We start from the raw sequence: 18,817 nt of genomic DNA, 5'->3' as shown, positions 1-18,817 counted from the left end.
TGCCCGGTGAACGTACGGGCGGGCTCGGAGCAAGGTCAATGCCCCTGCGGGGGCTGTGAATTGATGCTTTTCAGCAACGTGACAACGTTGTTATCGGGCGTACGTTGGTGAGGCGCCCGGGGTGGGAAAGGGCGCGTCGGCCGGGGCTCGGCCGCCCGTGGCTCAGTCGCCCGCGGAGAGCCAGCGGTAGACCAGTTCGGGGCGGCCGACATGGCCGTACTGAGGACTGCGGGCGGCGCGCGCCGTGTCGACCAGATGCTCCAGGTAGCGGCGCGCGGTGATGCGGGACAGGCCCGCCGACCGGGCCGCCGCGGCGGCGGTGAGGCCCTCGGGGGCGGCGCGCAGGGTGTGGATGACGCGTTCGAGGGTCGGCCCGCTGAGCCCCTTCGGCAGGGCGGCGGGGCCCGGCGCGCGCAGGGTGGCGAGGGCGCGGTCCACCTCGTCCTGGCCGGTGGCCTCGCCGTCGGCGGCGGCGGCGCGGAACTCCGCGTAACGGGTGAGGCGGTCGCGGAGGGTGGCGAAGGTGAAGGGCTTCAGGACGTACTGGACGACACCGAGGGAGACGCCCTCGCGGACGACCGCCAGGTCGCGGGCCGACGTCACCGCGATCACGTCCGTGGGGTGCCCCGCCGCACGCAGGGACCGGGCGAGCTGGAGGCCGTGGCCGTCGGGGAGGTGCAGGTCCAGGAGGATCAGGTCGACCGGGGTGCGGTCCAGGACGCGGCGGGCCTCGGCGGCGGAGTGCGCGGGGCGCTCGATGGCCTCGAAACCGGGGACGCGGTTCACGTAGAGGACGTGGGCGTCGGCCGCCACGGGGTCGTCCTCGACCACGAGTACGCGGATCATCGCTCACCTCCCTGATCGCTCCGGTCACCCGGGGCCGGGCCGCTGCGGGACGCTCGTGCCGTCAGGGTCACCTCGAACTCCGCTCCGCCCGCCGCGGACTCCCGTACCGTCAGCGTGCCACCGTTGCGGGTGACCGTCTGGTGGACCAGGGCCAGGCCGAGGCCCCGGCCCGTCGGCGCCTTCGTCGACCAGCCGCGTTCGAAGACCGAGCGGCGTTGCGCGGGGTCGACACCGGGACCCGTGTCCGCGACGCGCAGGAGCAGGCCCGACTCGTCGGCCCGGGCCGTCACGGTGACCCGGGCCACGTGCGAGCCCTGCGCCGCGTCGACCGCGTTGTCGATGAGGTTGCCGAGGACCGTCACCAGGTCGCGGGCGGAGAGGGCCTCCGGGAGCATGCCGTCGTCGATGCTGCTGTCGGCCGAGACGACCAGCTCCACGCCGTGCTCGTTCGCCTGCGCCGCCTTGCCGAGCAGCAGGGCCGCGAGGACGGGCTCGTTGACGGCGGCGACGACCTGGTCGGTCAGCGCCTGGGCCAGTTCCAGCTCGGCGGTGGCGAAGTCGACCGCCTCGTCCGCACGGCCCAGCTCGATGAGGGACACCACCGTGTGGAGGCGGTTCGCCGCCTCGTGGGCCTGCGAGCGCAGCGCCCGCGTGAAGCCGCGCTCGGAGTCCAGCTCCCCGGCGAGCGCCTGGAGTTCGGTGTGGTCGCGCAGGGTGACCACCGTGCCGCGGCGCTCGCCGCCCGTCACGGGGGAGGTGTTGACGACGACCACGCGGTCGGCGGTCAGGTGCAGCTCGTCGACGCGCGGCTCCGTGGCGAGCAGCGCGCCCGTGAGGGGGGCGGGGAGACCGAGCTCGGCGACGTTGCGGCCGATGACCGGGCCGCCCGGGACGCCGAGCAGCTCGCGGCCGCCGTCGTTGATGAGCGCGATCCGGCGCTGTCCGTCCAGCATCAGGAGCCCCTCGCGCACGGCGTGCAGCGCCGCCTCGTGGTAGTCGTGCATGCGGCTCAGCTCACCCGCGTTCATGCCGTGGGTGCTGCGGCGCAGGCGCGCGTTGATGACGTACGTACCGATGCCGCCGAGCACGAGGGCCGCCGCCGCGACGCCGAGCAGCGCGACGAGCTGGCCGCGGGCCTTCGCGGTGATCTCCTCGACGGTGATCCCGGCGCTGACCAGCCCGACGACACGGCCGCCGGAGCCGGAGCCCGCCCGGATCGGGGTGACCACCCGTACCGAGGGGCCCAGCGTCCCCGTGTACGTCTCCGTGAACGTCCGGCCGCGCAGCGCGGCCGCCCGGTGGCCGAGGAAGCGCTCGCCGATGCGCCGCTCGTCCGGGTGGGTCCAGCGGATGCCGCGCGGATCCATGATCGTGACGAAGTCGACGCTGGTGTCGCGCTGCACCCGGGCCGCGTACGGCTGGAGCTCCTTCGACGGGTCGCTGCCGCGGATCGCCTCCCGTACGGAAGGGGAGTCCGCGACCGCGCGCGCCGCCGCGGTGGCCTGTCGGCGCGCGCCCTCCTCGGCCTGGTGCTTGTCGCTCAGGTACGTGAAGAGCGCGCACCCGGCGACCACCACCGTGACCAGCACGATCTGCATCGCGAAGAGCTGGCCCGCCAGGCTGCGCGGCAGCCGGCGCGGGCGGCCGTGAGGGGTGCGGGACATGGTGCCAGTCTGCCTCCTCGCACACCTGGTCGTATAAGTGCGAACTAAATGAACGCAAGGGTGACCGCCCTCACAGGCCGGGAGATAGTCACCGGGATCGCCCGGGACGGGAGCCGATCGCACAGGACGTGAGCCGGGCACGCAGAGCGTGGGCCGCGTCCGCAGGGCGCGAGCCGCACGCACAGGACGTGAGCCGCACGCACCGCAGGCACCACAACGCCGACGTCGTCGTTCAAGGAGGGCCCCGTGACCACCACGGCCGACCCACAAGCGCAGCCCGCAGCCAAGCGGGACCGCACGCACTACCTCTACATCGCCGTGATCGGCGCCGTGCTGCTCGGCATCGCCGTCGGCTTCATCTGGCCGGACTTCGCCAAGGACCTGAAGCCGGTCGGCTCCGGCTTCGTCGACCTGATCAAGATGATGATCTCGCCGATCATCTTCTGCACGATCGTGCTCGGCGTCGGTTCGGTGCGCAAGGCCGCCAAGGTCGGCAAGGTCGGCGGGCTCGCGCTCGGCTACTTCATGGCGATGTCCGTCGTCGCGCTCGCCATCGGGCTCCTCGTCGGCAACATCCTGCACCCGGGTTCGGGCATGGACATCACCGAGTCCGAGAAGGGCGCGGGCCACGAGGCGGCCGACAAGGCGGACAAGGGCCTCGTCGACTTCGTGATCGGCATCATCCCCAAGACCTTCGTCTCCGCCTTCACCCAGGGCGAGGTCCTCCAGACGCTGCTCGTCGCGCTGCTCGTGGGCTTCGCGCTCCAGGCCATGGGCAGCTCCGGCGAGCCGGTGCTGCGCGGCATCGGGCACATCCAGAAGCTGGTCTTCCGCGTCCTCGGCATGATCATGTGGGCGGCCCCGGTCGGCGCGTTCGGCGCCATGGCGGCCGTCATCGGCGAGACGGGCGTCGACGCGCTCAAGGCGCTCGCCACGATCATGATCGGGTTCTACGTCACCTGCGTGCTGTTCATCGTGGTGGTGCTCGGCACGCTGGTACGGGTCGTGACCGGGGTCAACCTCTTCAAGCTGCTCAAGTACCTGGGCCGCGAGTTCCTGCTCATCCTCTCCACCTCGTCGTCCGAGTCCGCGCTGCCGCGGCTCATCGCGAAGATGGAGCACCTGGGGGTCAGCCGCCCGGTCGTCGGCATCACGGTCCCGACGGGCTACTCCTTCAACCTCGACGGCACCATGATCTACCTGACCATGTCCTCGCTGTTCATCGCCGACGCGATGCACCAGCCGCTGGGCATCGGCGAGCAGATCTCGCTGCTGCTCTTCATGATGATCGCGTCGAAGGGCGCGGCGGGCGTCTCCGGTTCGGGCATCGCGGTCCTCGCGAGCGGCCTCCAGTCGCACAAGCCCGCGCTGGTCGACGGGGTCGGCCTGATCATCGGCGTCGACCGCTTCATGAGCGAGGCGCGCGCCCTCACCAACTTCGCGGGCAACGCGGTCGCCACGCTGCTGATCGGCACGTGGACCAAGGAGGTCGACAAGGAGCGCGTCACGGCGGTCCTGGCCGGTCAACTGCCCTTCGACGAGCGTACGTTGGTGGATGACGGTCACGAGGTTCTCGCGCCGTCGGACCCGCGTGACGTGGACCCGGTGCCGGAGCAGCGCGACGACGGCAAGGAGCCGGTGAAGGTGTAGCTGCGGGCGTGCGGGGGCGGTGCTCCTCGAAATCCCTCGTGAGGGGGCGGTGATCCGCGAAATCCCTGCGGCCGGGCTTCTCGTCTTGGTGTGATCGGGACATGACGATCTCAATGCCCAAGCGCTGGCCGGAGTGCGGGCGCGTGGGGTGCGGCGGGGAAGCGGTGCGTCGCCAGGGCCTGTGCCTCGCGCACCTGGACGCGGACGCACGCAGCGCCTACTTCGAGGGTTTGCGGCCGGGCGATGACGTGGACCACCGGGGGACGTGTTTCGACGCCGAGCTCCTCGGCGCCCTGAAAATGGCTCTGTACGACCCGGAGAGCCGGAGCTGCCGGTTCGGGCGGGCGGGCTTCGTGGGGGCGACGTTCACGGGTGAGGCCCACTTCACCCAGGTGAGGTTCACCGCCGAAGCCCTGTTCCATGAAGCCCGTTTCTCCGGAGGCGCCCACTTCGACGGGGCGGTGTTCTCCGGGGCCGCCCACTTCGCGGGCTCGCACTTCACGGGGGCCAGCATGTTCACCGGGGCACGGTTCGAGGAGCGCGCCGACTTCGCGGTGGTGTGGTTCGCACGGGCCACCGTCTGGGCAAGTGTGACGGGCCGTAGCCAGGTCGACTTCCACCGCGCCCGATTCGACGCGGGCGCATCCTTTCACCGGGCGACCATGGCCGACGCGGCCTTCGGCCGAGCCGTCTTCGCGGGAGGGGAACTGTCCCTGGCGGCGGCGGAGATTCGGGATCTCTCCTTCGAGGAGAGCAGTTGTGCCCCGCGGCTTGACCTGGACGGCGCGAAGATCGTCGGGAACTGCCGGCTGTCCGGCGCCGAGTTCCGGCGCGGGATCTCGATGCGGGGCGCCTCGGTCGAGGGCTGGGTGGAACTGGGAGACCTGCAGCTCTCGGACCGGGTCGAGGACTTTCTGTCCGTCGCCTTGGTGCCACGGCGGAGTGTGCGGGAGGGCACGTACGAAACGGCGGATGTGGGACTGGACCGCATCCGTTCCGCCAGACCGCGCCTGATCCCTCTCCTACGGGTGTGGGGAGATGAATTTCCCGGCCACGTACTCGTCCCCAGCCTTCCGGCGGGCCGGCAGGCGGCTGCTCAGGACCGCCGGGACGCGTATCTGGCGCGGCGCAAACGGCGCCGGACGGATGCCGCCCTCATCGCGGCCCTCGCAGTGCTCTCCGCACTCGCCTTCTTCCTCACCCACGAACTCACCGCCGGCATCCTGGACGTGCACGCGGGCCTCCAGTTCGAGCCGTCCGAGACGGGGCAGATCATCACCGCGATCAGCGGGATGGTCCTCGCGATCGGCACGGGCGGCGCCGCCGTGGTCAAGGCCGTCGCGCTCCTGATCCACGCGAGAGCCGACATCCTGCGCGCGAGGGCGGGGCTCCCGTCGGCGGAGGGTGCGCCGGGGGCCGGGGCGGAGGACCCCGCGCCGGGCGGGTCGGAGCCGCCCTCGCTCTGAGAGTCTGGCACCGCGTCCGGGTCCCCCCCCGGCCGGGGTCACGGCAAGGACGCCACGATCGCCCGCGCCCGTTCCGCCGGAACCCCCGCCGACATGAGTGCCGTCGACGCGGCGGCCCGGCCCGCGTCCTGGGGGGCGATGAGGCCGTCGTTGACCGCTTCCATCAGGCCGAAGAGCTGTTGTTCGTGGACGTAGGCGAGGGCGGCGGGCGGCAGGGGCGAGGTGAACGCCCCCAGGGCCAGGCCGTGGCGCAGGACGTCCACGCACTCCGCCCGGACCGGGGCGAGGCGCTGTCGGATGCCCTCCATCGCGACGCTGCGCTGGGCGAGGGCGATGAGCAGGCGGTAGCCGTCGGCGATCTCCCAGACGGCGACGATCGAGTGGGCGAGCGATTCGGCGGGGTCGTCCGACCGCGCGCGCCCGGAGGCGTGGGCCGCGGCGACCGCCTCGGCCGCGCCGTCGATGAGCGCGCCGATCAGCGCCTCCCGGCTGGGGAAGTGGCCGTACACCGTCCTGCGCACGACGCCCGCGGCGCGCGCGATCTGGTCCATGGACGCGTCCGGATCGCGCAGCAGCTCGGCGAGGGCCACCTCCAGGATGCGGCGGCGGTTGGCGTCGGCTCTGCTCATGGGCTCCATTGTGCACGCGGGTCCCGCGGGCGATTTCCGAGCTCGGTCCGAGGGCGGCTCGGCCGTCTCTGCCCTGTTTTGCACGGCGGTGTGCAGTGGAGTAAGTTGCACAGTCGTGTGTAATTGCACAGTGCTGTGCAAGGTCACCGTGAAGCAGGAACGTACATGGAGCAGGGAAGGGTGAGGCTTCGGTGGCTCTCGTCATGAAGCAACCGGTCGAGGAGATGAAGGAGCCGTACGCGCGGCGCTGGTGGGCCCTGGGCGTGCTGTGCCTGAGTCTGCTGATCATCGTGATGGCGAACACGGCACTGACCGTCGCCGCCCCCGACATGACCAAGGACCTCGGGCTCTCCAGCTCCGACCTGCAGTGGGTCATCGACGGCTACACCGTTCCGTACGCCGCGCTGATGCTGCTGCTCGGCGCGATCGGCGACAAGTACAGCCGGCGCGGCGCGCTCGTGCTCGGCCTCGTTGTGTTCGGCGCGGGCTCGGTCGCGGGCTCGCTCGTCGACAGCTCGGGCGGGGTCATCGCGGCCCGTGCGGTGATGGGCTTCGGCGCGGCGATGATCATGCCGGCCACGCTGTCGCTGCTCGCCGCGACGTTCCCGCGCGCGGAGCGGGCCAAGGCCATCGTGCTGTGGACCGCCACCGCGGGTCTCGCGATCGCCGCGGGACCGCTGGTCGCCGGTGCGCTCCTGGAGAACCACGGCTGGGCGTCGACCTTCCTGATCAACGTGCCCGTGGCCGCCGTCGCGCTCGTCGGCGCGTTCGTGCTCATCCCGCCGTCCAAGGCCGGCCACAGCAACCGGATCGACTACGTCGGCGGCGCGCTCTCCGTCGTCTGGACCGGCGCGCTGGTCTACATGATCATCCAGGGCCCGCACTTCGGCTGGGACGCCAAGGCCATCTCGGCGGCGGTCGTCGCGGGCCTCGGTCTGCTCGCCTTCGTGGCCTGGGAGCTGCGCCACCCGCACCCGATCCTGAACGTCCGCCGCTTCCTCGACCGCCGCTTCGCCGGCTCGAACCTGGCGGTGGCGCTCTTCTTCCTCGCGGTCTTCGGCGCGTTCTACTACCTCACGCAGCACCTGCAGTTCGTCCTCGGCTACAACCCGCTGGAGACGGGCGTGCGCATGCTGCCGCTCGCGGGCGCGGTCTTCGTCGGGTCGGCCCTCACGGGGTACCTGACCCCGCGCATCGGCATGAAGATCACGGTGTCGGCGGGCATGGTCGCGGGCACCGTGGCGCTCGCGCTGCTCACGCGGGTGGACTCCGGCTCCACGTACGGGGACTTCGTGGCCCCGCTGATCATCCTCGGCCTGGCGATCGGCCTCGCGCTCTCGCCCTGCACCGACGCCATCATGGGCGCGTTCCCCGAGTCCGAACTCGGCGTCGGCGGCGCGGTCAACGACACCTCCCTGGAGCTCGGCGGCTCGCTCGGCATCGCCATCCTCGGCTCGGTGCTCGCCAGTTCGTACTCCTCGAAGCTGGCGGACGCGGCCGAGGCCTCCGGTACGAAGCTGCCGGCCGGCACGCTCGACACCGCGCAGGACTCGGTCGGCGCGGGCTACGCGGTGGCACAGGGCATCGGCGAGAAGGCGCAGGCGGCGGCCGAGAAGGCGGCCCACGCGAGCTCGCAGCAGCAGGCGGCGCAGCTCAAGGGCCAGGCCGATCAACTCGCGCAGGGCGCGGGCAAGATGGCGGACGCGGTCGGCTCCGCGTTCTCGGACGCGGTGGCCCACACCAGCCTGGTCGGCGCGGGGATCCTCGGCGTCGGAACGGTGCTGGTCGCGGTGCTGCTGCCGCGCAAGGGCCGGGGCGGGCCCGCGGCATCCGCCGACGACGCGGGTGCGCCGGAGGACCGTGCGACGGACCGCGCGCGGGACCGGGAGTCGCAGCTCCAGAGTTGAGCCGCGCGGACGCGTGAGAGCCGGGTCGCCCCAGTCGGGGCGGCCCGGCTCTGCTTTCTGCCGACGCGAAAGAAAACCGTTGACACTACTCCAAGTGAAGTACTACGTTCAGACCACTTCAAACGGAGTGCAACGAATGCGGCAGTCCCCGCGTCGCAAATCCCCGCACCGCGGATCCGCGCACCGCAGAGGAGAGATGTGCCCACCACCGTCCCGACCGGCCACGACCACCGCTTCCAGGGAGCCCGTATGCGCAAGCTCGTCTACTTCATCGCCGTCAGCCTCGACGGGTTCATCGCCGGTCCCGACGGCTCCGACCCCACGGGTCCCGACGGTTTCTGGCCCGTCACGCAGGACTACGTGGAGCACCTCACGCAGACCTATCCCGAGACCCTGCCGGGCCACGCCCGGGACGCCCTCGGCATCACCGCCGAGGGAACCCACTTCGACACGATCCTCGAAGGGCGCCGGACGTACATGATCGGCGCGGACGCCGGCTTCACCAACTGCTATCCGCACCTGCGCCACCTCGTCTTCAGCCGGACCCTCGCCGAGAGCCCCGACCCCGGCATCGAACTGGTCGCCACCGACCCGGTCGAGCGGGTGCGGGAGCTGAAGCGGGAGGACGGCAAGGACATCTGGCTGTGCGGCGGCGGCGAGCTCGCCGGGGTGCTGCGCGGCGAGATCGACCGGCTCGTCGTCAAGCTGAGCCCGCTGACGCTGGGTTCGGGCACGCCCCTGTTCGCGCGGAAGACCGCCTTCGACCCGGTCCTGTACGAGCGCACGGACGCCGTGCTCCTCGACAGCGGCGCGCTCTTCCTCACCTACGACAGGACCTGACGCGGCACTACCTGGTCGCCGGGGCCGTGAGCCGGTGGCCCTCGCCCGCCGCCGCCCGCAGCAGTACGCCGGTCAGCTCGTCCGGCGTGGAGAGCATCGGCCAGTGCCCCGTGGCCAGTTCGAAGAAGGTGGCGCGCGGGTCGGCCAGGTGCTGGACGTGGGGCAGCCCCGACGCCACCAGGGCTTCGAGCCCGGCGATGTCCATCGTCCCGCCGGTGGTGCAGAAGACGCCGGTCGTCGGCAGGGCCGCGACCGCCTCCGAGATCCGCACCTGCTGCGCGTACGGGCCGGCCGGCGCGGGCGAGGCGAGGCGGGCCAGCCGGTCGAGCGCCTCGCCGGGGACGCCCACGAGGTTTCCGTGGGCCGCCCACTCCGCCGGAGTGGGCGCCGGGATCCGCCAGCCGTCCTCGGCCCGCTCCTGCTGACTCAGCGTCCGGTCCCGGGCGGGCCCGTCCGGCATCTGCTCGCGCACCTGGTCGATCATGGAGTAACCGTCCTGGGGCAGGGGCGAGTCCAGGTACACGAGCCGGGCGATCCGGTCCGGGCGCCGGTCGGCGGCGCCCGCGGACGGATAGATCCCGTAGCAGTAGCCGACGAGGACCACCTCCGGCGCGTCGATGTGGTCGATCAGCTGGGTGAGGTCCTCGACGTGGGTGTCGAGGTCGACCTCGGGCCCCGCCAGATGGCGGCGGTCGCCGAGGCCCGTGAGCGTCGCCGCATGCACCTCGGCCCCCGCCGAACGCAGCCCGGCGGCCACGTCCCGCCAGAGCCAGCCGCCCGTGTACCCGCCCGACACCAGCACGAACGTCGTCATGTGCCCTCCTCCTCGTAGGCCGCGCACACCGCGGTCCGCACGGTCCGGCCGACCGGCCGCCCGCGCTCGCCGGTACCGTAGGAACTCCACCTGAGGGAGGTTCAAGTCGTGCTGCCCGACGGCATGTGGAGCATCGGACAGCTCGCCGAACAGGCGGGCGTCTCCGTCAAGACCGTCCGCTTCTACTCCGACCGCGGCCTGCTGCCCGAAGCCGCCCGCAGCGGCGGCGGCCACCGCCGCTACGGCCCCGACGCCCTCGACCGGCTCCGCCTCATCCGCTCGCTGCGCGCCCTCGACCTGCCCGTCCCCGAGGTGAGCCGCGTCCTCGACCGGGAGGACGAGCTGGCGGACATCGTCGCCGGACAGCTGCGCGAGGTCGGCTCGCGCCTCGCGGCGCTGCGCTGGCGGGAGGCGGCCCTTCGCCTCCTGACCGACTGCGCCGCGGAGGAGCGCGCCGAGCGGCTGCGCCTGGTCGGGGCGGTGTCCACCCCTCCCGACACGACCGCGATCGCCCGGTTCTGGCGGTGCTGGCTGCCCGCGCGCCTGCCGTCGCGGGTGGTCACCGCCGTCGTCGACCGGGCGGTGCCGCCCCTGGCCGACGCCCCCGCCCCGGCGCAGGTGCTCGCCTTCGCCCGGCTGCACGACTTCGTCGTCAGCCCCTGCTTCGTCGCGGGCCCCCGCGCGGGCACCGACCACGGCCAGCCCGAAGTGCACGCGCCCGGCAAGGGATACCGCCCCGCCGTGCTCTACGAGGGCCTCCCGGAGGCGTACGAGCTGGCGGCGGCGCAGCTGCGCGCCGGCCGGGCCCCGCACCGCGGCGAGGCACTCGACTGCTTCGTCGCCGTCCACGCCGCGGCCCGCAACCACCGCGACACCGCGGACTTCCGCCGCACCCTGCACCGCGTGCTCGCCGCCGAACCCCGCATCGACCGCTACTGGCAGCTCACCGCCGAGGTCCTGACCCCGCCGTCACAACCGCCCGAGCCGACACCCGGCGCCGCGGACAACTGGCTCAGGTCGGCCCTGGCCACGCCCGCCTGAACCTGTCGGGCGACGGGAGAGCCCACACCCCTGGCCTTGACGCCCACGTCAAGGATTACCGTCAGGGCATGCGAATCGGGGAGCTCGCGGCGCGGGCGGGGACGACCACGCGGACCTTGCGTTACTACGAGTCCCGCGGGCTGCTGCCCGCGCGGCGGGCCGGCAACGGGTACCGCACGTACGACGAGGACGACGTGCGGCTTCTGGAGCAGATCAGGACCCTGCAGGACTTCGGGTTCGATCTGGAGGAGACCCGGCCCTTCGTGGAGTGTCTGCGTTCGGGGCATCCGGAGGGCGACTCCTGCCCGGCCTCGCTCGCCGTGTACCGCCGTAAGCTCACCGAACTCGACGCGCTGATCGGCGAGTTGAGCGCGGTGCGCGATCAGGTGGGGGCGCAGCTCGCGCGTGCGGAGGCGGCGATCGAGGGCGGCCCCGAGCCGCGGTGCGAACTGACGGGATGAGCAGCGGAACAGCAGCGGGATGAAGGGAGTGGGCATGAAGGCAGCGGGAGTGGCCGAAGTGACGGACGAGGATTTCGCGGGGGAGGTGCTGGGTGAGGCGGACCGCCCCGTGCTCGTGGAGTTCACGGCGGACTGGTGCGGGCCGTGCCGGCAGCTGGCGCCGGTGCTGAGCGAGCTCGCGCGGGAGGAGTCGGAGCGGCTGAAGATCGTCCAGCTGGACGTGGACCGAAGCCCGGAGACCGCGATCGCCTACCGGGTGCTGTCGGCGCCGACGATGATCGTGTTCCGTGGGGGCGAGCCCGTGCTGCAGATGGTGGGGGCGCGGGCCAAGCGGAAGCTGCTCGCTGAGCTGGCCGACGTGCTCTGACCCGAGGCCCCGACCCAGAGCTCCGACCCAGAGCTCCGACTCAAGAAAAATGCCCCGGACGAATTGACGTCCGGGGCATTTCCCTGCGTATATTGGAATCTTTCGCGAAGCTGTGCTTATTCAGCACGACGCCTTCACGGAAAGCTTCAATAAGAGCACTGTAACTGGCGAGGGGCTGAATTGTCAACCGAGGAATTGCGAGAAGAGCAGCAATTCGTCTCCGGGCTGTACGCGCGCCTGGACGCACTGCGCGAGGAGGCCGAGACCGCCGTACAGACGTCGTTGTCGCAGGTGGGAACGGGCCTCCAGGCGCGCCTTGAGCGAGATGTACTGGTGGCCGAGCAGTCCGGACTGCTCGCCGCCTTCGACGCGGGAGAGAACGGGCTCTGCTTCGGCCGGCTCGAATTCCGCGACGGCCGCGATCACCACATCGGCCGCATCGGGATCCGCGCGTCCGACGCCGCACGCACCCCGCTCGTGATCGACTGGCGCGCCGATGTCGCACGCCCCTTCTATCTCGCGACCGGGTACACCCCGATGGGCCTGCGCAGGCGCCGTCACATCACCACCAAGGGCCGCGAGGTCACGGACCTGCACGACGAGATCCTGGACCTCGCCGACACGACCCGCACCGGCCACGAGGGCGCCGACGCCGACGAGGTGCTGCTCGCCGCCCTCGACTCGGCCCGCACCGGCCGCATGCACGACATCGTCCAGACCATCCAGGCGGAGCAGGACCGCATCATCCGCGCCCCGCACCGCGGCGTCCTCGTCGTCGAGGGCGGCCCGGGGACGGGCAAGACGGTCGTCGCGCTGCACCGCGCCGCCTTCCTCCTCTACGCCCACCGCGAGCTGCTCGCCAAGCGCGCGGTCCTGATCGTCGGCCCGAACCCGGCCTTCCTCGGCTACATCGGCGAGGTCCTGCCCGCTCTCGGCGAGACCGGCGTGCTGCTCTCCACGCTCGGTGAGCTCTTCCCCGGCGTGACGGCGACCGGCACCGAAAGCCCCGAGGCGGCCGAGGTGAAGGGGCGCGCGCGGATGGCGGAGGTGCTCGCCGCCGCCGTACGCGACCGGCAGCGGACGCCCGAGCCGGGCGAGCCCCTCGTCATCGCACACGACGACGGCGATCTGATCCTCGACTGGACCATCGCCGACCAGGCGCGCGAGGCGGCCCGCGCCGCCGACGTGCCGCACAACCTCGGCCGCCCGCACTTCGCGTTCCGGATCATCGACGCGCTGACCGCACAGCTCGCCGAGCGCATCGGCCACGACCCGTACGGCGGGCCGAACTTCCTCGGCCCCGACGACATCGCCCAGCTCGGCAAGGCCATCGCGGCCAGTACCGAAGTCCACGCGGCCATCGAGGAGTTGTGGCCGACGCTGACTCCGCAGCGGTTCGTCGCCGAGTATCTGGAGGAGCCGACCGGGCTGGACGAGCGGGATGCCGCGGCCGTCCGCAGGCCCTTCGACGCGCCCTGGACCGCCGCCGACGTGCCGCTGCTCGACGAGGCGGCCGAGCTGCTCGGCCACGACGACAGCGCCGAGCGGGCGGCGGCCGAGGCCGAGCGGGCCCGGCAGATCGCCTACGCGCAGGGCGTCCTCGACGTCTCGCGCGCCTCCCGGACGTACGAGTTCGAGGACAAGGACGAGGACGACGCGGAGGTCCTGCTCGCGCACAACATCATCGACGCGGAACGGATGGCCGAGCGCCAGGAGGAGGCCGACCACCGCAGCGCCGCCGAGCGCGCGGCGGCCGACCGCACCTGGGCGTTCGGGCACATCATCGTCGACGAGGCGCAGGAGCTCTCGGCGATGGCCTGGCGACTCCTCATGCGCCGCTGCCCGACCCGCTCCATGACGCTCGTCGGCGACCCGGCGCAGACCGCGGAGGCGGGCGGCTGCGGCTCGTGGGAGAGCATCCTCGCGCCGTATGTCGAGGACCGCTGGGAGTACACCCGGCTCGGCGTCAACTACCGCACGCCCGTGGAGATCATGGACGTGGCGGCGGAGGTGCCGCGCCTGGAGCGGCCCGACTTCATGCCGCCGAGTTCGGTGCGGTCCACGGGCGTACGGCCCTGGGCGCGCCGCGCGGACGACCTCCCCGCCGCCGTGGCGGACGCGGTGGCCGCCCAGGCGCGTGACCAGGGGCGCCTCGCGGTGATCGCCCCCCGCGAGCTCCACGCGGAGCTCGCCGCCGAGCTGCCCGGGGTGACGGCCGGGCAGGCCCCGGACCTGACGCGGCCGGTCGTCCTGATCGACCCGCGTCAGGCGAAGGGCCTGGAGTTCGACACGGTCCTGGTCGTCGAGCCCGCGCGGTACGGCACGAGCGACCTGTACGTGGCGCTGACCCGGGCCACGCAGCGCCTCGGCGTCCTGTACGCCGAGGAGCTGCCCGTCGCGCTCAAGCGGGTCGGAGCCACACCGTAGCCAGCGGCGGCAGGGTCAGGCGCAGGGACGCGGGCCTGCCGTGGGACGCCACCGGCTCCGGTTTGAGGGGGTCGGGGTTGGTGACGTCACCGCCGCCGTAGCGGGCCTCGTCCGTGTTCAGGACCTCCTGCCAGGCGGCGAACTCGTCCGGCACGCCCAGGCGGTAGCCGTGCCGGACGACCGGGGAGAAGTGCGAGACGGCGAGCAGCGGGGTTCCGTCGCCGCCCGCCGCGGGGAAGCGCAGGAAGGCGAAGACGTTGTCCTCGGCGGCGTCGCCCTCGACCCAGGAGAAGCCCGCGGGGTCGGTGTCGCGCTGCCACAGGGCGCCCTCGCGCCGGTACACGGTGTTGAGGTCGCGGACGAGGTCGCGCACGCCCCGGTGGTCGGCCTCCGCGCCGTACGCCGGGTCGAGCAGCCACCAGTCCGGGCCGTGCCCCTCCGCCCACTCGGCGCCCTGCGCGAACTCCTGCCCCATGAAGAGGAGTTGCTTGCCCGGGTGGGCCCACATGAAGCCGAGGTAGGCGCGGTGGTTGGCGCGCTGCTGCCACCAGTCACCGGGCATCTTCGACACCAGCGAGCGCTTGCCGTGCACGACCTCGTCGTGCGAGATGGGCAGGACGTAGTTCTCGCTGTACGCGTACACCATCGAGAACGTCATCTCGTTGTGGTGGTGCTTGCGGTGCACCGGCTCCTTCGAGACGTAGCCGAGGGAGTCGTGCATCCAGCCCATGTTCCACTTCAGGCCGAAGCCGAGGCCTCCGAAGCCACCGGGGCCCTGGTGGTGGGTGGCCCGGGTCACGCCGTCCCAGGCCGTGGACTCCTCGGCGATGGTGACGACGCCGGGCGCCCGCCGGTAGACGGTGGCGTTCATCTCCTGGAGGAAGGCGACGGCGTCGAGGTTCTCGCGGCCCCCGTGCGCGTTCGGGGTCCACTCGCCGTGCTCGCGGGAGTAGTCGAGGTAGAGCATCGAGGCGACGGCGTCGACGCGCAGCCCGTCGATGTGGAACTCCTCGCACCAGTAACAGGCGTTGGCGACGAGGAAGTTGCGGACTTCCTTGCGGCCGTAGTCGAATTCCAGGGTCCCCCAGTCGGGGTGGGCGGAGCGCGCCGGGTCCTCGTGCTCGTACAGGGGACGGCCGTCGAACTCGGCGAGCGCCCAGTCGTCGCGCGGGAAGTGCGCGGGCACCCAGTCCATCAGGACGCCGATCCCCGCCCGGTGCAGGGCGTCGACCAGGAACTTGAAGTCGTCCGGGGTGCCCAGGCGGGCCGTCGGGGCGTAGAAGCCGGTGACCTGGTAGCCCCAGGAGCCGCCGAAGGGGTGCTCGGCGACCGGCATCAGCTCCACGTGGGTGAAGCCCAAGTCCGCTACGTACGCGGGCAGTTGCTCGGCCAGTTGCCGATACGTCAGCCCGGGCCGCCAGGAGGCGAGGTGCACCTCGTACACGGAGAACGGCGCCTCGTGGGCGGGGAGTTCGGCACGGCGCACCAGCCACTCCTGGTCGTGCCACTCGTGGTGCGACTCGTGCACGACCGAGGAGTTCGCGGGCGGCGTCTCCGTGCGGCGCGCGAGCGGGTCGGCGCGCAGGCTCTTCGAGCCGTCGGGCCGGGTGATCTCGAACTTGTACAGCTCGCCCTCGCCGACGGACGGCACGAACAGCTCCCAGACGCCGCTGCCGCCGAGCGAGCGCATCGGGAAGCCCACGCCGTCCCAGAAGTTGAAGCCCCCGACCACCCGCACGCCCCGCGCGTTGGGCGCCCACACCGTGAAGCGGGTGCCGGTCGCCCCCTGGTGGATCATCGGGTGGGCGCCGAGCGCGTCCCACAGCCGCTCGTGGCGGCCCTCGCCGATCAGGTGCAGATCGAACTCGCCGAGCGAGGGCAGGAAGGAGTACGTGTCGTGGATCTCCAGCTCCGTCTCCTCGTACGTGACGCGCAGCCGGTACTCGTCGGGCGCGGCCCGCAGCGGGAGGACGGCGGAGAAGAAGCCGTCGCCGTCGTCGCGCAGCTCGGCGCGCAGGCCGTCGGCGATCACGGTGACGGCCTTGGCGTACGGGCGCAGCGCACGGAACGCCGTGCCGCCGGGGACCGGGTGGGCGCCCAGGACGCCGTGCGGGTCGTGATGGGTGCCGCTCAGCAGCCGGGCACGGTCGTCCTGGCTTACGGGGGATTCGGTGACGGGGGGTTCGGTGAAGGGGGGCCCGGCGTCCGGCGAGTCGGTGGCCGGAGTGTCGGTGACCGCGGGTTCGGCCTGCGAGCGGGCGCCCCTCTTCGCCGGGGCCTTCGCCGCCGCCTTCTTCGTGCTCCTGGAACTCGTGGTGCTCTTCGCGGGCTTCGCCGCCTTGGTGCTCTTCCTGCTCGCCGCGCCCTTCCCAGCCGGGGTGGCCGGTGTGCTGGGGGCGGCGGCTTCGTCGGACGGTTTGCGGGGGCGGGGGGTCACGGGAGAGTCCTCCTCCGGAGGGGTGGTCAATGGGCTTCGTCGGCGGAGCCGTCCTGGGCGAGACGGCGGGCCGCGGCCAGGGGGACCGGCAGCCAGTCGGGGCGGTGGCGCGCCTCGTAGAGGACTTCGTAGACCGCCTTGTCGGTCTCGTGGGCGCGCAGCAGGACGGGGTCCGTGCGGGGGTCGCGGCCCGAGACCTCGGCGTACCCCGAGCAGTACGCGGCGCGGCAGTCGTCGGCCCACCGCGGATCCCGGGTGCCGTGGGACGCCGCGTAGTCGAAGGAGCGCAGCATGCCCGCGACGTCGCGGACCGGCGGCTGGGGCAGGCGGCGCTCGGAGAGCGGCCGCGCGGGCTCGCCCTCGAAGTCGATGAGCGACCACTCGCCGTCCGGGGAGCGCAGGCACTGCCCCAGGTGCAGGTCGCCGTGGACGCGCTGGGCCGTCCACGACTGGCCCTCGCCGCCCAGGTCGGCGAGGGCCTCGAAGGCGGTGAGCAGCCCGGGCGCGTACGGCCGCAGGGCGGGGACGGCCCGGGCCGCCGCGGTGAGGCGGTCCGCCATGGCGTCGGCGGCCGCCTCGACCTGCGCCCGGCCGAGCGTGACGGTCGGCAGCGCGGCCGCGAGCGAGGCGTGCACCTGGGCCGTGGCGCGGCCGAGCGCCCGCGCCTCACCGGTGAAGGACTCGCCCTTGGCGCGCATCCTGAGGGCGAGCTCCCAGCCGTCCTCGGCCCCGGCCAGGAACGGCTGGAGCACCCCGAGGCCGCAGCTCTCCGCCGCGCCGGCCGTGCCGTGCGCCAGGTCCGCGAGGAACCAGGCGGCGGGCGCGGGCACCCGGGCGCAGCCCGCGCGGGCGAGCCGCAGGGGGAGTTCGAGGTCGGGATTGACGCCGGGCACGACGCGGCGGAACAGCTTGAGGATGAACGTATCTCCGTAGACCAGCGAGGAGTTGGACTGCTCACCGGCGAGCAGCCGGGGGCCGAGGCCGGAGGGGATCTCGACGGACATGTCGCGTTCGAAGCGGAGTACCCCGGCCCGGCCCGGTATCCGCAGTCGTTCCAGGAGGAGTTCGGCGAGATGCGGGTCGTGCAGCGCCTCGTACACCGTGTGGCCGGCGAGCGGGCCCTCGGTGACGTGGCCGATCAGCGCCGGGGCGAGGTGGGCCGGCAGGGTGCGACGCAGTCCGAGCAGCAACTGGTAGCAGTCGGCGGGGACTTCGGTGCCGTCGAGCGCGGCGCCCGGCGCGGCGACGACCGGCTGGCGGACCCGCAGGAGCAGATGGAGCAGGCCCGACGGCGAGCTGCGCGGCAGGAGTTCGGTGGCCGTCACCGCTTCCAGGGCGCTGATGGGGCGCCCCTTTCCGGCGAACCACCGTTGCCGGGGCAGCCATGCGCGCAGCAGCGGGTCGAGTGAGGCGAGCAGCGCGGTGGCGTGCGCGGTGGGGCGAGTGGCGGCTTCCGACATGGCGTCGCGTCCTTTCCGCGTCGCGGACAAGGCAGGGTGCGGGAGTGCCGGTGGTGCGTGGAGGGGTGCGAGTGGTGCGTCCGGGGATGCCGGTCGTGTTGCGTAGGAGTGCCCAGGGCGGAGCGGTGGAAACCGCCCCGCGAGGGCGTCGCGCTGCCGGAGCCTACGCCGGTTCCTGGCGCAGCCGGAACCAGTAGAACCCGTGCCCCGCCAGCGTCAGGAGGTAGGGGAGCTCACCGATGGCCGGAAAGCGCACCCCGCCGATCAGCTCCACGGGGTGGCGTCCGTCGAAGGCCTGGAGGTCGAGTTCGGTGGGCTGGGCGAAGCGGGAGAAGTTGTGCACGCACAGCACCAGATCGTCCTTGTACTCGCGCAGGAACGCGATCACGGCCGGATTCGACGACGGCAGTTCGGTGTAGGAGCCGAGGCCGAAGGCGGGGTTCTGTTTGCGGATCTCGATCATGCGGCGCGTCCAGTGCAGCAGCGAGGACGGGGAGGACATGGAGGCTTCGACGTTGGTGACCTGGTAGCCGTAGACCGGGTCCATGATCGTGGGCAGGTAGAGGCGTCCGGGGTCGCAGGAGGAGAATCCGGCGTTGCGGTCGGGGGTCCACTGCATGGGGGTGCGGACGGCGTCGCGGTCGCCGAGCCAGATGTTGTCGCCCATCCCGATCTCGTCGCCGTAGTAGAGGATCGGCGAGCCCGGCAGGGACAGCAGCAGCGCGGTGAAGAGTTCGATCTGGTTGCGGTCGTTGTCCAGGAGGGTGGCCAGGCGGCGGCGGATGCCGATGTTGGCGCGCATGCGGGG

General features: G+C 72.4%; 15 protein-coding genes. 8 read left to right on the top strand and 7 right to left on the bottom strand.

What is annotated here, in order from left to right:
* Nucleotides 1-162: 162 nt before the first annotated feature.
* Both ACZ69I_RS16440 and ACZ69I_RS16435 read right to left on the bottom strand, forming a co-directional pair.
* Nucleotides 163-846: a response regulator gene (locus tag ACZ69I_RS16440; RefSeq protein WP_470832845.1), complete on the bottom strand. Its 684-nt coding sequence runs from the start codon at nucleotides 844-846 to the stop codon at nucleotides 163-165.
* The gene (locus ACZ69I_RS16435; protein ID WP_470832843.1) at nucleotides 843-2,510 is read right to left on the bottom strand and encodes a sensor histidine kinase; all 1,668 of its coding nucleotides are present in this window, start codon (nucleotides 2,508-2,510) and stop codon (nucleotides 843-845) included. The genes ACZ69I_RS16440 and ACZ69I_RS16435 overlap by 4 nt, the downstream gene beginning before the upstream one ends.
* 246 nt (nucleotides 2,511-2,756) lie before the next feature.
* Here ACZ69I_RS16435 and ACZ69I_RS16430 point away from each other — a divergent pair, with 246 nt between their 5' ends.
* Complete coding sequence (locus tag ACZ69I_RS16430) at nucleotides 2,757-4,160, top strand: cation:dicarboxylate symporter family transporter (protein WP_467671483.1); 1,404 nt, start codon at nucleotides 2,757-2,759, stop codon at nucleotides 4,158-4,160.
* A gap of 101 nt (nucleotides 4,161-4,261) precedes the next feature.
* Nucleotides 4,262-5,626 carry a pentapeptide repeat-containing protein gene (locus ACZ69I_RS16425; RefSeq protein ID WP_470832841.1) on the top strand — a complete coding sequence of 455 codons (1,365 nt, stop codon included), beginning with the start codon at nucleotides 4,262-4,264 and terminating at the stop codon, nucleotides 5,624-5,626.
* Between the two features lie 38 nt (nucleotides 5,627-5,664).
* Here ACZ69I_RS16425 and ACZ69I_RS16420 read toward each other — a convergent pair whose 3' ends face one another.
* Nucleotides 5,665-6,264: a TetR/AcrR family transcriptional regulator gene (locus ACZ69I_RS16420; protein ID WP_467671487.1), complete on the bottom strand. Its 600-nt coding sequence runs from the start codon at nucleotides 6,262-6,264 to the stop codon at nucleotides 5,665-5,667.
* A 182-nt stretch (nucleotides 6,265-6,446) separates the two neighbouring features.
* Here ACZ69I_RS16420 and ACZ69I_RS16415 point away from each other — a divergent pair, with 182 nt between their 5' ends.
* Entirely contained in the window at nucleotides 6,447-8,162 is a 1,716-nt protein-coding gene (locus ACZ69I_RS16415; protein ID WP_470832839.1) for an MFS transporter, read from the top strand.
* Between the two features lie 249 nt (nucleotides 8,163-8,411).
* A complete protein-coding gene (locus ACZ69I_RS16410; protein ID WP_470833140.1) occupies nucleotides 8,412-9,002 on the top strand; it encodes a dihydrofolate reductase family protein in 591 nt (196 codons plus the stop codon).
* A 7-nt stretch (nucleotides 9,003-9,009) separates the two neighbouring features.
* Here ACZ69I_RS16410 and ACZ69I_RS16405 read toward each other — a convergent pair whose 3' ends face one another.
* Nucleotides 9,010-9,816, bottom strand: coding sequence for an alpha/beta fold hydrolase (locus tag ACZ69I_RS16405; protein ID WP_470832837.1), 807 nt, complete (start codon nucleotides 9,814-9,816; stop codon nucleotides 9,010-9,012).
* A gap of 123 nt (nucleotides 9,817-9,939) precedes the next feature.
* On the opposite strand from ACZ69I_RS16405, the gene ACZ69I_RS16400 reads away from it, so the two are divergent.
* From ACZ69I_RS16400 to ACZ69I_RS16385, 4 genes are all read left to right on the top strand, one after another.
* Nucleotides 9,940-10,857 (top strand): MerR family transcriptional regulator, encoded by a 918-nt coding sequence (locus ACZ69I_RS16400; protein ID WP_470833138.1) that lies wholly within the window; start codon nucleotides 9,940-9,942, stop codon nucleotides 10,855-10,857.
* Between the two features lie 68 nt (nucleotides 10,858-10,925).
* Complete coding sequence (locus tag ACZ69I_RS16395) at nucleotides 10,926-11,318, top strand: MerR family transcriptional regulator (RefSeq protein ID WP_470832836.1); 393 nt, start codon at nucleotides 10,926-10,928, stop codon at nucleotides 11,316-11,318.
* A gap of 34 nt (nucleotides 11,319-11,352) precedes the next feature.
* Nucleotides 11,353-11,685, top strand: a complete 333-nt coding sequence (locus ACZ69I_RS16390) for a thioredoxin family protein (protein ID WP_470832834.1) — start codon at nucleotides 11,353-11,355, stop codon at nucleotides 11,683-11,685.
* A 180-nt stretch (nucleotides 11,686-11,865) separates the two neighbouring features.
* A complete protein-coding gene (locus tag ACZ69I_RS16385; RefSeq protein ID WP_470832832.1) occupies nucleotides 11,866-14,112 on the top strand; it encodes a HelD family protein in 2,247 nt (748 codons plus the stop codon).
* Here the strand turns inward: ACZ69I_RS16385 and glgB are convergent.
* The 3 genes from glgB to ACZ69I_RS16370 all read right to left on the bottom strand — a co-directional run.
* Nucleotides 14,087-16,549, bottom strand: coding sequence for a 1,4-alpha-glucan branching enzyme (gene glgB / locus ACZ69I_RS16380; protein WP_470832831.1), 2,463 nt, complete (start codon nucleotides 16,547-16,549; stop codon nucleotides 14,087-14,089). The two genes, ACZ69I_RS16385 and glgB, sit on opposite strands and share 26 nt — an antisense overlap.
* A gap of 26 nt (nucleotides 16,550-16,575) precedes the next feature.
* Nucleotides 16,576-18,009, bottom strand: coding sequence for a maltokinase N-terminal cap-like domain-containing protein (locus ACZ69I_RS16375; protein WP_470832830.1), 1,434 nt, complete (start codon nucleotides 18,007-18,009; stop codon nucleotides 16,576-16,578).
* Between the two features lie 163 nt (nucleotides 18,010-18,172).
* A partial coding sequence (locus ACZ69I_RS16370; protein ID WP_470832829.1) for an alpha-glucosidase C-terminal domain-containing protein occupies nucleotides 18,173-18,817 on the bottom strand: 645 nt, incomplete at its 5' end.

The sequence above is a fragment of the Streptomyces sp. NPDC036815 genome, from assembly GCF_055609205.1.
The sequence above is the reverse complement of the archived record's forward strand: the minus strand, read 5'-3'. Positions and strand labels throughout refer to the sequence as shown.

Coding starts and splice junctions, on each gene's coding strand:
- ACZ69I_RS16440 (WP_470832845.1), bottom strand. CDS start 846: ATGATCCGCGTACTCGTGGTCGAGGACGACCCCGTGGCGGCCGACGCC.
- ACZ69I_RS16435 (WP_470832843.1), bottom strand. CDS start 2,510: ATGTCCCGCACCCCTCACGGCCGCCCGCGCCGGCTGCCGCGCAGCCTG.
- ACZ69I_RS16425 (WP_470832841.1), top strand. CDS start 4,262: ATGACGATCTCAATGCCCAAGCGCTGGCCGGAGTGCGGGCGCGTGGGG.
- ACZ69I_RS16420 (WP_467671487.1), bottom strand. CDS start 6,264: ATGGAGCCCATGAGCAGAGCCGACGCCAACCGCCGCCGCATCCTGGAG.
- ACZ69I_RS16410 (WP_470833140.1), top strand. CDS start 8,412: ATGCGCAAGCTCGTCTACTTCATCGCCGTCAGCCTCGACGGGTTCATC.
- ACZ69I_RS16405 (WP_470832837.1), bottom strand. CDS start 9,816: ATGACGACGTTCGTGCTGGTGTCGGGCGGGTACACGGGCGGCTGGCTC.
- ACZ69I_RS16400 (WP_470833138.1), top strand. CDS start 9,940: ATGTGGAGCATCGGACAGCTCGCCGAACAGGCGGGCGTCTCCGTCAAG.
- ACZ69I_RS16395 (WP_470832836.1), top strand. CDS start 10,926: ATGCGAATCGGGGAGCTCGCGGCGCGGGCGGGGACGACCACGCGGACC.
- ACZ69I_RS16390 (WP_470832834.1), top strand. CDS start 11,353: ATGAAGGCAGCGGGAGTGGCCGAAGTGACGGACGAGGATTTCGCGGGG.
- ACZ69I_RS16375 (WP_470832830.1), bottom strand. CDS start 18,009: ATGTCGGAAGCCGCCACTCGCCCCACCGCGCACGCCACCGCGCTGCTC.